The 13,833-nt window shown below is 44.7% G+C and carries 15 protein-coding genes; 8 read left to right on the top strand and 7 right to left on the bottom strand.

Annotated features, from left to right (window positions below; translation table 11 throughout):
* Window positions 1-10 precede the first annotated feature (10 nt).
* From QUB52_RS17425 to QUB52_RS17415, 3 genes are read left to right on the top strand one after another with little or no spacing between them, the layout of a single operon-like run.
* Complete coding sequence (locus QUB52_RS17425; protein WP_332974950.1) at window positions 11-373, top strand: helix-turn-helix domain-containing transcriptional regulator; 363 nt, start codon at window positions 11-13, stop codon at window positions 371-373.
* Window positions 374-377: 4 nt separating this feature from the next.
* Window positions 378-725, top strand: coding sequence for a type II toxin-antitoxin system RelE/ParE family toxin (locus QUB52_RS17420; RefSeq protein ID WP_265239111.1), 348 nt, complete (start codon window positions 378-380; stop codon window positions 723-725).
* The gene (locus tag QUB52_RS17415; protein WP_265239110.1) at window positions 694-1,080 is read left to right on the top strand and encodes a helix-turn-helix domain-containing transcriptional regulator; all 387 of its coding nucleotides are present in this window, start codon (window positions 694-696) and stop codon (window positions 1,078-1,080) included. Before QUB52_RS17420 ends, QUB52_RS17415 begins: the two co-directional genes overlap by 32 nt.
* Before the next feature lie 74 nt (window positions 1,081-1,154).
* Here the strand turns inward: QUB52_RS17415 and coaBC are convergent, their stop codons facing one another.
* From coaBC to QUB52_RS17395, 4 genes are all read right to left on the bottom strand, one after another.
* Window positions 1,155-2,366 (bottom strand): bifunctional phosphopantothenoylcysteine decarboxylase/phosphopantothenate--cysteine ligase CoaBC, encoded by a 1,212-nt coding sequence (coaBC, locus tag QUB52_RS17410; protein WP_332974949.1) that lies wholly within the window; start codon window positions 2,364-2,366, stop codon window positions 1,155-1,157.
* 405 nt (window positions 2,367-2,771) lie between these two features.
* Window positions 2,772-2,984: a protein IsiD gene (gene isiD, locus QUB52_RS17405; RefSeq protein WP_006632739.1), complete on the bottom strand. Its 213-nt coding sequence runs from the start codon at window positions 2,982-2,984 to the stop codon at window positions 2,772-2,774.
* A gap of 47 nt (window positions 2,985-3,031) precedes the next feature.
* The gene (locus tag QUB52_RS17400; protein ID WP_332974948.1) at window positions 3,032-3,658 is read right to left on the bottom strand and encodes an alpha/beta hydrolase; all 627 of its coding nucleotides are present in this window, start codon (window positions 3,656-3,658) and stop codon (window positions 3,032-3,034) included.
* A gap of 167 nt (window positions 3,659-3,825) precedes the next feature.
* Window positions 3,826-5,736 (bottom strand): ATP-binding protein, encoded by a 1,911-nt coding sequence (locus tag QUB52_RS17395; RefSeq protein ID WP_265238930.1) that lies wholly within the window; start codon window positions 5,734-5,736, stop codon window positions 3,826-3,828.
* Between the two features lie 720 nt (window positions 5,737-6,456).
* Between QUB52_RS17395 and QUB52_RS17390 the strand changes: the two genes are divergently transcribed.
* Both QUB52_RS17390 and QUB52_RS17385 read left to right on the top strand, forming a co-directional pair.
* Window positions 6,457-6,654, top strand: coding sequence for a hypothetical protein (locus tag QUB52_RS17390; protein ID WP_265238929.1), 198 nt, complete (start codon window positions 6,457-6,459; stop codon window positions 6,652-6,654).
* 253 nt (window positions 6,655-6,907) lie between these two features.
* Window positions 6,908-7,753 (top strand): cyanophycinase, encoded by an 846-nt coding sequence (locus QUB52_RS17385; protein ID WP_265238928.1) that lies wholly within the window; start codon window positions 6,908-6,910, stop codon window positions 7,751-7,753.
* Window positions 7,754-7,916: 163 nt separating this feature from the next.
* Here the strand turns inward: QUB52_RS17385 and QUB52_RS17380 are convergent, their stop codons facing one another.
* Entirely contained in the window at window positions 7,917-8,165 is a 249-nt protein-coding gene (locus QUB52_RS17380) for a hypothetical protein (RefSeq protein ID WP_265238927.1), read from the bottom strand.
* A 581-nt stretch (window positions 8,166-8,746) separates the two neighbouring features.
* On the opposite strand from QUB52_RS17380, the gene QUB52_RS17375 reads away from it, so the two are divergent.
* The 3 genes from QUB52_RS17375 (at window position 8,747) to QUB52_RS17365 (ending at window position 11,198) form a co-directional block, all read left to right on the top strand.
* The gene (locus QUB52_RS17375) at window positions 8,747-8,905 is read left to right on the top strand and encodes a hypothetical protein (RefSeq protein ID WP_265238926.1); all 159 of its coding nucleotides are present in this window, start codon (window positions 8,747-8,749) and stop codon (window positions 8,903-8,905) included.
* A gap of 348 nt (window positions 8,906-9,253) precedes the next feature.
* Entirely contained in the window at window positions 9,254-10,483 is a 1,230-nt protein-coding gene (locus QUB52_RS17370) for an RNA-guided endonuclease InsQ/TnpB family protein (protein WP_332976223.1), read from the top strand.
* A gap of 4 nt (window positions 10,484-10,487) precedes the next feature.
* Entirely contained in the window at window positions 10,488-11,198 is a 711-nt protein-coding gene (locus QUB52_RS17365) for a spermidine synthase (RefSeq protein WP_332974964.1), read from the top strand.
* 134 nt (window positions 11,199-11,332) lie between these two features.
* Here the strand turns inward: QUB52_RS17365 and ccmS are convergent, their stop codons facing one another.
* Together ccmS and QUB52_RS17355 are read right to left on the bottom strand one after the other, a co-directional pair.
* Window positions 11,333-11,770, bottom strand: coding sequence for a beta-carboxysome assembly chaperone CcmS (gene ccmS, locus QUB52_RS17360; protein WP_332970078.1), 438 nt, complete (start codon window positions 11,768-11,770; stop codon window positions 11,333-11,335).
* A gap of 145 nt (window positions 11,771-11,915) precedes the next feature.
* Window positions 11,916-13,724 carry an ABC transporter ATP-binding protein gene (locus QUB52_RS17355; RefSeq protein WP_442923220.1) on the bottom strand — a complete coding sequence of 603 codons (1,809 nt, stop codon included), beginning with the start codon at window positions 13,722-13,724 and terminating at the stop codon, window positions 11,916-11,918.
* Between the last annotated feature and the right edge of the window lie 109 nt (window positions 13,725-13,833).

Here is a 13,833-nt window from a genome sequence, read left to right as displayed (position 1 = left end):
AGAAATGAAAATGCCTACCAGCGATAGCTACCGCGAGTACCTCATTGAATCTCTCAAAGATCCCGAAGAAGCTGCTGGTTACATCGGGGCTATTTTGGAAGAAAAAGATCCTGAACCAGCACTGCTGAGAAATGCCATCAGAAAGGTGATTGAGGCTCGCGTCAGGATGAATGATATTTCGGAGCCAGCAAAAGAATATCACGAAAAACTTGATCTGATGCTGACTGAAAGCGGAGGTGCGGAAATTTATAGTTTGGTAGAATTGCTAGAAGCGTTAGGATTTAAACTAGAAATTACTGTCGCAGATATTGAGTTGCCGGCTGAATGTACTGTCGATCGCCCTACGATAGAAATTGCCGAGCAAGTGCGATAAAATCATGGAAGTACAACCCAGGGACATTCGACGTTACATCCGACCAGATGGCAGGATTCCGTTCTTAGAGTGGTACTATTCCCTACGAGATAGCAAAGCCCAAGTTAAGATTGATGCAAGGCTTGAGCGAGTTATCCTCGGCAATTTCGGGGATTATAAGTCAGTAGGACAAGGAGTTTTTGAACTCAGGATCAACTACGGCCCGGGCTACCGGATTTATTTTAGACAAGTAGGAGAGACAATTGTACTTCTCCTCTGTAGTGGGGATAAAAGTACCCAAGAACAAGATATTCTCAAAGCGAAGGAGTATTCAGCAGACTATGAAAGAAATGAAAATGCCGACGAGCGATAGCTATTACGAGTCTCTCATTGAATCTCTCAAAGATGCTGAACACGCTGCTGGATTTATCGGGGCTATCTTGGAAGAAAAAGACCCTGAATCCGCACTCCTGAGAAATGCCATCAGAAAGGTGATTGAGGCTAGAATCAGGATGAATGCTCTTTCGGAGTCAGCAAAAGAATATCACGAAAAGCTCGATCAGATGCTGACAGAAAGTGGAGGTGCGGAAATTTATAGTTTGGTAGAATTGCTGGAAGTGTTAGGATTTAAACTAGAAATTAGTGTCGCAGATATTGAGTTGCCGGCTGAGTCAGAATCAACGGAATTTATGGAATTAGAATTATCCCCAGAAACTGCTAATTTATAACAATTTTATTAGGTTCGTAGTGAGGACTTCAGTCCTTTCTATTTGCGTTTAGTCAAGAAGGACTAAAGTCCTCACTACGAACCTCGTCTTTCCGTTACAAAATCTAACAATCTGTGAGCCATTTCTAGCTTGCTGCAAGGTGCTATTTCTACTTGCTTGCCGGCGGCATTAATTAATATTGCTTGATTGGTATTGCTGCCGAAACCTGCACCTATTTGATCGATCGGGTTTGCCGCGATCGCATCCAGCTTCTTAGCCCGCAATTTCTCCAATGCAGGCTTGACAATATCCCCAGTTTGTGCTGCAAACCCAACGAGTTTTTGGTGCGGCTGTTTTAGGTTCCCCAACTCTGCCACAATATCCGCTACCGGTGCTAACGGTAAAGAATTGGGGAGCGATCGCTTCGGCAATTTCTCACTACTATAATCAGCCGGTTTCACATCCGCCACCGCCGCCGCCATCACCGTCAAATCCGCATCGTGAAAGCATTCCAGCATCGCCTGCCGCATTTCTTGTGCACTGGTAACTGCGATCGCCCGCACGCCTGACAGAGGTAATTCGCCAGTGATACTGTGTACCAGCGTCACAGTCGCCCCTCGATGCTGTGCAGCTTGCGCCAAAGCTACGCCCATTTTACCCGTCGAAGGATTGCCGATAAACCTCACCGGATCGAGGTGTTCCCGCGTTCCTCCCGCGCTGATTAACACCCGTTTTCCCGCTAAATCTCGATCGCCCTTCGTATACAAAAGCGACTCAATATGAGGCAAAATCTCACCAGGTTCTGCCATGCGGCCAACACCCGCGCGATCGCACGCCAGCATACCCGCTCCCGGATTCGCAGCATGATAGCGCCGATAAGCCAACACTTCCCGCCAATTCCGCTGCACCGCCGGCTGTTCCCACATATCCGTATTCATCGCCGGCGCCAGCAGAATCGGGCAAGTAGAAGCTAAGACAGTATTCGTCAGCAAATTATCAGCAAAACCCCCCGCCAGCTTCGCCAAAGTATTAGCAGTCAGGGGAGCGATTACAAAAACTTCCGCCCATTCTCCCAGTTGAATATGCAGCGGGCGGCCGTGATTTGCTTGCCAAAAATCTTGATCCGTAAAAGCAGGATGGCGGGAAAGAGTAGCAAAAGTTAAAGGCGTTACAAACTCCCCAGCCGCATCAGTAACAATCACTTTAACATCAGCTCCAGCCTTCGCCAAAGTTGAAACTACTTCGCAAACTTTATAAGCCGCAATCCCGCCACTAACACCGATTAAAATCCGTCTACCTTTCACCATAGGATTTGAGATTTTAGATAAAACAGGAATCACTTATAATATTATTTTAGATATAAAATTGGTTTGTAGTGAGGACTTTAGTCCGCATCCATGAAGGACTAAAGTCCTCACTACAAAGCTTATAAAATTGGTTTGTAGTGAGGACTTTAGTCCGCATCCATGAAGGACTAAAGTCCTCACTACGAACCTTATAAAATTGGTTTGTAGTGAGGACTTTAGTCCGCATCCATGAAGGACTAAAGTCCTCACTACGAACCTTTTGTCATTTTCTCATAAAAAAGAATCAAGAAAGAAGTTGAGATGAAAACAGATATAAATCCATAGCTCATCTGTTCAATCCGCAACAAAAAATGCTGCCCACTTCTTCCTCAATTCCATCGAAAATTTTAAGCTAGATTTTCAAGCCTATGCTTCGTCGTAGGCTTCCATATCCAGAAGGTGGAGATAGGGTTCAACCAACTCCGGCCGCTGAAAGGCAAGCGATCGCAACAAATGCCAATCATTCAATCCCTCAAAAGGATCAGTATAATCGTCAACCTCCAAACGGACAGCCAATTCTGCCACGTCTTGAGAAGTAAGTACAGCAATATCGCGCGATGCTTTGGTTAAAGTTTTCATGTTTTTTACCCCTGCCCTAGACTTCCGCCATACTATATACTAAGCCTTTAATCACATTTCGACACAGTTTCTACAACAAAACTTCGCATTACATCTACAACTTCCGGCAGAATCTCGTGTCCCATGTTAAATTCTCGATACTGCACCTGAGCTCCCCAAGCAGTCAAACTGTCGCGCGATCGCACCGCAGCACTAACGGGCACAATAGTATCTTGAGTACCGTGCACGATCAAAACAGGTGGCAAAGCGCTCCCAGCAACGGGCGAAATCGACGAATGCAAATAACCGCTCAGACAAATTAAACCCGCTACCGGCAAAGTCAAGCCCACATCCAGAGTCATCGCTCCGCCTTGAGAAAAGCCCCCTAAAATCGTCCGAGACAAAGGCACGCCCGTGCTGCTTTCCAAAGACAGCAACAATTCCGTCAGCAATTGCCGACTTTCTATCAATCCCTGAGCATCTTTATTTGCCAAGTCATACCACGCTTTTCCGCTCATTACCTGCGGATGGGGAAACGGGGCGTCGGGAAACACAAACTGATAATCTGGCAAATTGAAAGCCGGTGCTAAAGCCGTCAAATCCTGAGCATTAGCACCCCACCCGTGCAAAGCGACAATTAAAGCGACTGGTTTGCGATCGGTTGTTGGCGGAATGCTAATAAATTGTAAAGACATCGTAATTAGTAATTGGTAATCTGGCCTTCTGAAAATTATAAATTGTTGTGGCGTATCAAACCCAACTTTTAACTGTAGGGTGCTTATGGGCACACCTTACCTAAGTAAGGTGCGCTAAATGTTAACTGTAGGGTGTTCTTCGGCGCACCTTTCCATAGGTGCGAAGCTTACAAAACAGTCCCTATTTCCTTCAAATAAACCCGCGTAAACGGTTCGTCATCCCCCAGACTGTACTGTTCGATCAACCCCTGGTGGCGAATAGAAATATTATTCCCTTCCCGCACCACAACAGTATCCTCATCAGTGCATTCTCTGACCAAAATCATCTCAGTTTCCCCCGGATTGTCCAGCACCACCATATTGCTGCCCCGATAAAACATTCCCTCAGCTTCCAAAACATCTTCGGGATATTCAGCAATCAACAAATCGAGCTTGGGATTCCGCAGCAAAGTTTGCACGTTCACATTGTAATTCTTATTCATCACCTTTTCAGAACGGTTGACGAAAAGTCCAGTGCGACAAACAGCGCCCACCGTCCAATCGGGATGCTGCAATAGAATGTGGTCGATTATTTCTTGCAGTTCCTGCGCCGAAATTCGGTTAAAAGTAATAATGGGAATTCTGGCTGATTTTCCCGATTCAAAGAAAGTTTCGATAATATGCGAAGGCACATCAACCCCTAATCCGACAGCCGGATTGAGGTGCATGAAAATTCCCGGCGCAGCATTGATTTCGAGAATCCCAAAATTGCCTGTTTTCCAAGATTTGGCGAGAGTTTCTGTGATCACATCAACCCCCAAACAAGTTAACCGAAAATGTTGGGCGATATCTTGAGCCAAAACAATGTTATCGGGGTGAACGGTGCGGGTAGCGTCGATGCTGACGCCGCCTGCGGAAAGATTGGCAACTTTCCGCAAAGAAACAGTGCGATCGCGCTCTAACACGCTATCCAATGACAGCCCTTGTTCTTCCAGATACATTTCCATCGCTTCATCGGACTGAATTTTGCTCATCGCCGAAGTTGGCGTATCCAAACGTTCGGGTTTGCGGTTTTCACGGCGGATCAATTCGCGAATTGTTAAGTCGCCGTCTCCTGTTACCGAAGCGGGCCGGCGTTCAGTTGCAGAAACAAATTTGCCGTCAACACACAGCAGCCTAAAATCCGATCCTTTGATGCTGTTTTCCACAATTACTCGCACCGGTTCTGTTTCGGGAATTGCCTTAACTGCTCTTTTAAAAGCCGCCTGCAATTCTTCAGCATCTCGGACATCTGCTGTTACGCCAATTCCTTTATGACCGACTACTGGTTTGATAGCAACTGGGTAGCCAATTTCTCTGGCAACTGCCAGAACTCCGTTTTCTGTAGAGACGATATCTCCTTTGGGAACAGGAAATCCTAAGGTAGCGAGAAAAGCTTTACAATCGTCTTTGCGCGTGGTAAAATCTGAGTCTAAATGGCTATCAGAATCAAAAGTTGTTGCAGAGCCGCGCACCAGTTTTTTGCCGTAACCGTATTGCATCAGTCCTTCATCCCACAAATAAAATGTGGGAATGCCTTTTTGGGATGCCGATCGCATTAATGAATAAACTGTCGGGCCTCCGTAAACAGACTGCCGGAACATATTTTGCAGCGCGCCTATTTGTGCTGACAATGGGAAGTCTTGATTTTGATTGATCGCTTCAAACCAATCCCAAACAGCGTAAACTACGGATCGGGCGCTGCGGGCGTGAAGTGCTTCTATGCTGATTCTGTTAAACTGAGAAAATGGCTTGATGTTCCAGTGTTGGAAGTGCAAACCCATGTCGAGTTTGGCTACTTCTGAGGCGGTGCGGCCGAACAGTTGGGCGTGGTTGGAGAAAGTTTCGTGCAGCAGTTGCGGGTAGCGATCGCCAATAATTTCATGGTAATGTGCGATCGGCTTTAGTTCGCTCGCATCCGTTACCGCCAAATCGAACACTAAAGCCGCTGTTTCTAGGTAAGGGTTTGGCCCGATGTAGTGTTTGAAGTTGAAAATATCAAATACATCAGTTTTTCGAGCATTGACGCGGGCTGTCTCGGTACTTTTTTCTTGCAGCATTTTCTAACCTCCTTTTAACTAATTGGTCAGATTAACTCTCCTCTCGGTGCATTGCATACTACCTGCCGGCATAGATATAGCCTTTCTCACAAAGGTAAGATTTTAGATACTTCGGCTTGCTTCGGCTTGCTTCGGCTTGCTTCGGCTACGCTGGCTCACAAGTCGCTCAGCACAAGACGCTCAGCACAACTCGCGAGCGAACAAGTTTTAGATTTTAGATTGTAGATTGAGGGATCGATACCTCATCGAGAGTGGGCACTGCTATATTTCAGAGAGCGAGCATCTGTGTTTTGCTTTCGCCGTGATGTCCGCACTCGCGCAGCATACAAGACTCGCGAAGTATACAAGACTCGCGCAGCATACAAGACCATTAGTGAAAAATTAAAACTAACGCTGCATTTGTCAATCGGTAAAACTACTCAAAAAACTGCTTTTGAGAAAAGTGGAAAATTCGCAATTTGGGGGTGAGCGGGCATAAATACGGCGCGCCGCACGTCCCCCCAAATCTCAGTTTTATAGCCAAAATATAAGTAAAATTGCTGATTGACAAATGCTCCCTAGTTTAAGTTGTCAGCAATGATACAAAACTCCCGATCGCCAATTCTCCGCGAGCAATTACCAATAACTAATGACTACTTAAAAAAACTATAACTTTGGAGAGGTACAACGCTAACTAAAATTGGCTATGACTGTGAAAAAGGATTTAAGAGGCAGCAAATTATGAAAATCGCACAAACTGCTCTAAGGGATAAAGTTCATCAATTAGCTGAGGAAGCATTTCACCTCAAGCTGATTTCTGGGTACGGCGACGGTCAAAACAGCAACGAATATCAGATTGTCTGGAACGGCAAACCGAGACACTTGCCTTTAGAACGGGCGCGTACAGTGTTGAGCAGTTTGCTCGAACGATCGCACTAACTGGCGATCGGACTCATTTAGCAATTGCGCTCATCAACCCGGTTTGTCGGAAAAACTAACATCAGGAGCGGCGAAAAATCCCACCTGAAAGCCGGTTGATGACCCCGCCCGCGTCAGTCCGAGAATCTAGACTCATTTTTTGACCCCTCCTAGTAGGGAGGGGTTAGTCTTAGAAATCTCTACCTTTTAGCAGTTTTCCAGACAAAAAAGATTATGTTTTATTGAAATATAATCAATTAAAAGTACACAGCGTATGGCTAGCGGCAAAAATCAGGGGAAATTGCTAATTATTGGCGGCGCCGAAGACAAAGACGGGGACTGCAAAATTCTGCGGGAATTCTTGCGGTGCGCCGGAGGCACTAAAGCCCGCATTGTAGTGATGACGGCTGCCACAAGCCTGCCGGGAGAAGTCGGAGATAATTACATCCGAGTGTTTGAGCGGCTGGGCGCAGAAGAGGTGCGAGTTGTTGACACCCAGAAACCCGAAGATGCCGACAATCCAGATTATTTAGAAGCGATCGAACAAGCGACCGGCATATTCTTTACCGGCGGAGAGCAAGCGCGGATTATTAGCTGCTTGAAAGACACGAAACTCGACGCAGCTATGCACAAACGCTACTCGGAAGGGGCGATCATTGGTGGCACCAGTGCCGGCGCGGCGATGATGCCAGACATCATGATTATTGAAGGAGATTCGGAGACAAATCCACGGGTTGAGGTAGTAGCAATGGGCCCGGGAATGGGTTTCCTGCCGGGAATTGTCATCGACCAGCATTTCGCCCAGCGAGGTCGTCTCGGACGTTTAGTTTCCGCACTCTTGGTGCAACCAGCAGTCTTGGGATTTGGGATTGACGAAAATACAGCTATTTTAGTCAGCGACGACCACTTTGAAGTTATTGGCGAAGGCGCTGTAACTGTCATCGACGAGTCGGACAAACTCCACGACAATATAGACGGACTGTTGAAGGATGAGGCTTTGGCGATTTGCGGCGCGAAGTTGCACATCCTCCCCCACGGATACCGGTTTAATTTAAAAACCCGCCAGCCGATGTTCGATCGGATAGCAACACCAGGACAGAGAGAAATGGCGATCGGCTAATTTACTTCCAACTGGCAAAAATCTAAAAATTATGTAGGGTGCGCAGTGCGCACCTTACCGCTTCAACGAAGTATTAGGGTTAAAAAACCCAGTTTAGGCGATCGCGAACTAATAAAAAGAAGAGGATTTGACCTCTTCTTTTATTCCTGCGGTTTCGGCTCGATCAAGCACTTTTCTGTTCGTCAAAAAACGACTGCTGCCCTTCTTCAGTCGATATTAAATTCCACCCTTGAGTAATCAGCTTCTGAAAAGTTGCCCATCCCTTAGAACCGCCCGGTTCGAGGTAGTCGGACGCAGCGAACTGCGGAAAAGCTGTATAAGGCCGCCATGCTTGACGCACTTCGGTACGCAAGTGCAATATCTTTTCTCCATTTCCTCCCAATCTGGGCAACCAACACATTTGTTTTAGCATTTTTTACACTCCAGAGTTTTTACAGTAACGGTAATTCGCCAACATCCCAAATTAAACTTTTAGAACCCTAGAGCCACTGCTCGGAATATCTAACAGGTAACAGGGACGGATGAGATTTTCACCGATTACCAATTACTGAGGTAGCAGCAGTCGTCTAAGCTGATTTGGGTTCTGCCGAGTTTGCCAGTTCAGAAATATAAGACCAGTGCTGCCAAGGCATAAGCAAAAATAATCATTGCTCTTCTTGGCTCAAACTTGACTTAATGTAGATCGCGCGGAAATCTAGTTAAATCAAGCCTTTATCTTTCTGGTTTCCCTTGCCTTATAATTACAAACTCATCCTCGCCCTTTCCGCCTAAAATGACATCTTTCTACGGTATTGGCTCTGTCAGCTAAAAAATGTTCCTTTAGTTACAATTGTTAAATTTTTATCACGATTTATATACTTATCAAAAGTTAAATTACTTTTCATAAACAGCGATTAATAAGTTTTAGTTACTTTAGCTACATTTTTGCTCTAAATCAGAGCTCCGGTTGCTGGTGTAGAGCTTGCTGGATCGCTAGGGTGCGCACGATAGTTGTTGGAATACTACAAATACATGATTCGCCTGCGGGAAATTTTGCCTACACATTACACTGAAAATATTGAATTTATCCACGAAAATCCCGAAACTAAAGTGCTCGCTGATTACCGCTGGAGCGAGGAGAGAATGCGAGTATTAGTAGTTACGAATTTTTAGCTAAACAGACGGGAATCCCCACACTATATCGCTTCGATTAGTGTGGGATGAAAGACGCGGTGAGACGAGGATTCCACCTGTCAACCCACTCAAAACTATGTTTTGACCGATGACGGGTGGATGACGAGGCGAACAAATTATTTTATTCGACTTTTTTCAACCATTTCTGTCGACCGTTGAGATTTGGCAATAAAAGTTAATACTTAATAATAGAAGTTTCTTTGAATGTATAAATAAAATTTTGAATGTATAAATAAAATATTTATTCGCGTACTTGACATAAAGTAACGCATTCAAGTATATTAACAATTGATGAATCGCGATTGAAATTACACATTCACCGCTTAAATGAGAACTTCTTACCAGTATCGATTACGTCCAACAAAATCACAAGCCATTGAGATTGACAGATGGCTGTCAATGTTATGTGCACAGTACAACTATTTGTTGGCAGATCGATTCAACTGGTACGAGCAAAACCGTTCATCCATTAATGCGTGTCCGCTAGTTTGTTACTTACCTGAACTACGGGAAAATCCCGATTATTACACCCAAAAAAAGACGTTACCTCAACTCAAAAAGACCCATCCTTGGTATGCCGAGATTTACTCTCAAGTCCTCCAAGACGTAGTTAAACGAGTTAAGGTAACGTTTGATCGTTTTTTAAAAGGTGATGGTAACGGAAAACGCAGCGGTAGACCAAGATTTAAACAACGCAGCCGTTACCGCACGTTCACCTATCCTCAAATTAAAGACGGCTGCTTGCAAAACAACTTAATTAACTTGCCCATGTTCGGAAAAATTAAAGTTGTTTTGCACCGTTCGATACCTAATGGATTCAAAATCAAAACCGCCTCTATTACTAAAAAAGCTGATGGGTACTATGTCACTCTCAGTTTAGAAGATTCAACAGTCCCTGAGATTAAACCAGAGTTCAATCCTCAAAAGATTGTTGGAATTGATGTTGGGTTGAAGGATTTCTTAACAACATCGGAAAATGAGACTGTAGCAATTCCTCAACATTACCGCAAAGCTCAAAAGCGCCTGCGAACTATTCAAAAGCGAGTCTCGCGTCGTAAAAAAGGCAGTAACCGCAGGCAAAAAGCAGTCAAACAACTGGGGAAATGTCACAAAAAAGTAGCAGACAAACGCAAAGATTTTCATTTTAAAACTGCCAATAATTTATTGAAAAAATATGACGTTGTTGCAGTTGAAGATTTGAATGTTAAAGGACTTGCTCGTACAAAACTAGCTAAATCTGTGTTGGACGCTGGGTGGTCAAGCTTTCTGTCGATTCTAACAAACAAAGCCGTAAATGCTGGTTTGTTGGTAATCCCAGTAAGTGCCTATAATACTTCACAAGATTGTTCTGGTTGTGGCGAAAAAGTACCAAAAAAGCTGCATGAAAGATGGCACGACTGCCCCAATTGTGGATGTAGTCTTGACCGCGATCATAACGCCGCGATAAATATAAAAAATAGGGCGGTGGGTCATCCCGTCTTTAAAGCTCAGTCAATGTCCGAAGCAATAGCTGGAGTCGCCCAGAAGCCTACGCTATACTGTACTCAGTTGGCGTAGGAGTATGTCACTTTCAGAATATACCCAGGCGATGATGTTGGGTTTAGTTTGGCAAAACCAGCCTCAAAGAATCTATATAGCTGGTTTTGGTGGTGGGAGAATTCCGTTAGTTATGCACCACTATTTGCCGGAAACTATTATAGAATGTGCTGATGTAGATGCGATCGCAATTTCAGCAGCTACACAGTGTTTTGGAGTGCAGTTCGACGACAGACTAACCGTCGCAATCCAAGATGGGAGAAAATACCTAGAACAGCAAAGCGTAAACATTCGGTATGATATAATTATGACCGACGTGTTTTTTGGCAACGGCTACTCTTCGCACCGACTGGCAACCAAAGAATTTTATGAACTTTGCAAAAAACACTTGTCAACCGCCGGAGTTGTGCTAGTAAATCTGCTACAAAGAGATGAGTTTTATGCCCAAAAGGTGAAGACTTTTCAAAGTGTGTTCTCTCAGGTATGCGTCTGCCCTTGGAAGGATATTAATAGTGTTTTAATTGGGACTAACGGCCCTATTTTAGAGAAAAATGAGATTGTTTCCAGGGCAAAATATTTGCAAGATGGGCATGAATTTTCGTTTTCCTTAACAGATAGAGCACTTGAGGTCAAAGTAGGTACAGAATTAGCTGAAATTATACCTAATTTAGATAAAGCTGAAATTTTGACCGACGATTCGCCGCCCGCCGGTTATTTTGATTGCTGGTTATTTTGATAAGTAAGTGGTTACAAATAAACATGAGATAGGTTGGGCGGGTTTTGCACTTCTTTAGTCGCTTGTATCAGAGATTTTTAGCTAAACCCGCCCCTACAAGATACTATGTTTTTTTGCCATTACTTACTTATAATCTATCCTTTGATATATTCAGCCATTTGCTTTTCTAGGCGATCGATCAATGTATTGACATCTGTTGCTGCGAGTTCAAAGCAATCAGGAGGTGCGGGGTCAATTTCAAACAAAATTAGCTTGATTTCACCTTCGCCGATCGCCAAAATCGCCACCTCTTTCTCCGGTTTGTGAGCGTTTAGCACTCCTAAAATTTCCTGAATATGACTTTTAACTTGACGATTTAACTCTTCAACAGCCTCTTTTTTACAGTACACGAAGCGTGGCGTTCCGGCAATATCAATGCCCAAAATATCGTCGCTTTCCTCTCCCCTTTCCTGAAACAGCCCCCAAGCTAAAGCCGCCAATTCTTGTTTGTTGGCTGCCACAAATTTATCTAACTTGCGGCGCCAGTTGTTTTGTTTTTTTTGTTCTGAATCAGGGCTACCAAATAAATACATTTTTTCTCTTTGCTTGTAGAAACTAATATTTTGCAGTCATTGGTCATTGGTCATTAGTCATTAGTTAGGTGTTAGCGGTTAGGTTTCAAATTCCCAATTCCCAATTCCCAATTCCCAATTCCCAATTCCCAACAGCGCTGCGTTTCTATTTTATACCAGATTGCACGCGCCAGAGCGACGCATAAACTCCGTCATGTTCGATCAGTTGTTCGTGCTGCCCCGATTCTACCACTTGCCCCTGTTCCATGACAAAAATACAATCGGCATTGCGGACAGTAGAAAGACGGTGGGCGATCGCAATTGTAGTGCGATTCTTGGTAATTCGTTCGAGCGATCGCTGAATTGCCGCCTCAGTTTCGTTATCCACTGCTGAAGTAGCTTCATCCAGAATCAAAATCGGCGGATTCTTCAAAACAGCCCTCGCAATCGCAATACGCTGCCGCTGTCCCCCCGACAATTTTTGACCGCGTTCCCCTACAATAGTGTTGTAACCGTCCGGCAATTGTGCGATAAACTCGTCAGCTTCCGCAATTTGAGCAGCATTTACTATCTCTCGATCAGTTGCTTCAAAACTGCCGTAAGCAATATTTTCAGCAACCGTACCGTGAAATAAAAACACATCTTGACTCACCAATCCGATCGCTCTCCGCAAATCTTTTAAATTCAGATTAGTTAATTCTATCCCATCGAGATAAATCTGGCCGTACTGAACCTCGTACAGCCTCAAAATTAATTTTACCAGCGTACTTTTTCCCGAACCAGTCGCGCCTACAATCGCCGTAGTTTTTCCCGCCTGCAGAGTCAGGGAAAAATACTGTAAAATCGGTTTTCTTTGATTGTAAGAAAAAGTAACATTTTTAAATTCTAGCTCACCCTTAATCGAACTCACCGGCAGCCGAATATCACCCGTGCGAATTGCGATCGGCGTATCCAACAAATTCATCACCCGATTAGTAGAAGCCATTGCCCGCTGGTAGCTATCCATAGTATCACCCAAGCGAGTCAGAGGCCACAGCAAGCGCTGAGTCAAAAACACCAAAACGCTGTAAGTACCCACCGACAACTGGCCTGCTACCACCTGCAAGCCGCCCAGAAATAGCGTTGCAATAAACCCCAAAAAAATCACAATCCGAATCAGCGGAATAAAAGCAGCCGAAAGTGCGATCGCCCGCCGGTTGCTTTCGCGGTAAGCTTGGCTTTGTATTTCTATACGCTGAGTTTCATAATCTTCTGAAGTAAAGCTTTTAATAGTAGTAATTCCCGTCAAATTATTCGACAGTTGCCCGTTCAGAAAACTCACCTTTTCCCGCACATCAGAATAGAGGGGAGCGAGGCGATTTTGAAAAGCGAGCGAACCCCAAACAATAAAAGGAATCGGCAGCATTGACAGCCCAGCAACACCAGGAGATGCAGCAACAAAAGCCGCCCCAATCACAACAACAGTGGTAATTACCTGAATCACCTCATTAGCACCGTCGTCCAAAAAACGTTCGAGTTGATTAATATCATCATTGAGAATAGAAATCAAACCACCAGTGCTGCGCTCTTCAAAATAAGCTAATTCTAATTCCTGCAAATGGCTGTAAGCTTCCAGACGCAAATCGTGTTCAATATCCTGAGCCAAATTGCGCCACAAATAATCATAGGCATATTCAAAAACAGATTCCAGCGTCCAAACAATCGCGCTCACAGCAGTGATAAGTGCCAGTTGCCAAAAGACATCTTTTATGCCCCACTGAGCGAGGATAGAATCTTGCTGTTTCACCACCACATCAACAGCAATACCGATTAATGCTGGCGGCGCCAAATCAAAGAATTTATTCAGCAGCGAACAGATACTGGCCAGCCAAATTTTCAGGCGGTAGAGGCGCCCGTACTTCAGCAGCCGCTTCAGGGGATGGATAGGTTTTGATGGATTTGGTGACAATTGAGGATGGGGATAATTGGACAAGATAGGACGTACGGTTGAAACCGCGCCTAGAAAAACGTAGGCGTTAGCCTTCCCGGAGGGTAGTCCGCCGACGCGGACTGAAGAAAACAACGTAATTTCAACCGCCTGCTCT

Source organism: Microcoleus sp. A6-C6 (assembly GCF_036705955.1).
Taxonomy (GTDB): Bacteria; Cyanobacteriota; Cyanobacteriia; order Cyanobacteriales; family Microcoleaceae; genus Microcoleus.
This window is presented reverse-complemented; position numbering and strand designations above follow the sequence as displayed.

Excerpts from the sequence above, each read along its gene's own strand:
- QUB52_RS17415 (WP_265239110.1), top strand. The coding sequence starts at position 694 with ATGAAAGAAATGAAAATGCCGACGAGCGATAGCTATTACGAGTCTCTC.
- QUB52_RS17380 (WP_265238927.1), bottom strand. The coding sequence starts at position 8,165 with ATGCTAAAACAAATGTGTTGGTTGCCCAGATTGGGAGGAAATGGAGAA.
- QUB52_RS17365 (WP_332974964.1), top strand. The coding sequence starts at position 10,488 with ATGTCACTTTCAGAATATACCCAGGCGATGATGTTGGGTTTAGTTTGG.
- QUB52_RS17395 (WP_265238930.1), bottom strand. The coding sequence starts at position 5,736 with ATGCTGCAAGAAAAAAGTACCGAGACAGCCCGCGTCAATGCTCGAAAA.
- QUB52_RS17370 (WP_332976223.1), top strand. The coding sequence starts at position 9,254 with ATGAGAACTTCTTACCAGTATCGATTACGTCCAACAAAATCACAAGCC.
- QUB52_RS17385 (WP_265238928.1), top strand. The coding sequence starts at position 6,908 with ATGGCTAGCGGCAAAAATCAGGGGAAATTGCTAATTATTGGCGGCGCC.
- QUB52_RS17420 (WP_265239111.1), top strand. The coding sequence starts at position 378 with ATGGAAGTACAACCCAGGGACATTCGACGTTACATCCGACCAGATGGC.
- ccmS (WP_332970078.1), bottom strand. The coding sequence starts at position 11,770 with ATGTATTTATTTGGTAGCCCTGATTCAGAACAAAAAAAACAAAACAAC.
- QUB52_RS17400 (WP_332974948.1), bottom strand. The coding sequence starts at position 3,658 with ATGTCTTTACAATTTATTAGCATTCCGCCAACAACCGATCGCAAACCA.
- QUB52_RS17425 (WP_332974950.1), top strand. The coding sequence starts at position 11 with ATGCCTACCAGCGATAGCTACCGCGAGTACCTCATTGAATCTCTCAAA.
- QUB52_RS17390 (WP_265238929.1), top strand. The coding sequence starts at position 6,457 with ATGAAAATCGCACAAACTGCTCTAAGGGATAAAGTTCATCAATTAGCT.
- coaBC (WP_332974949.1), bottom strand. The coding sequence starts at position 2,366 with ATGGTGAAAGGTAGACGGATTTTAATCGGTGTTAGTGGCGGGATTGCG.
- isiD (WP_006632739.1), bottom strand. The coding sequence starts at position 2,984 with ATGAAAACTTTAACCAAAGCATCGCGCGATATTGCTGTACTTACTTCT.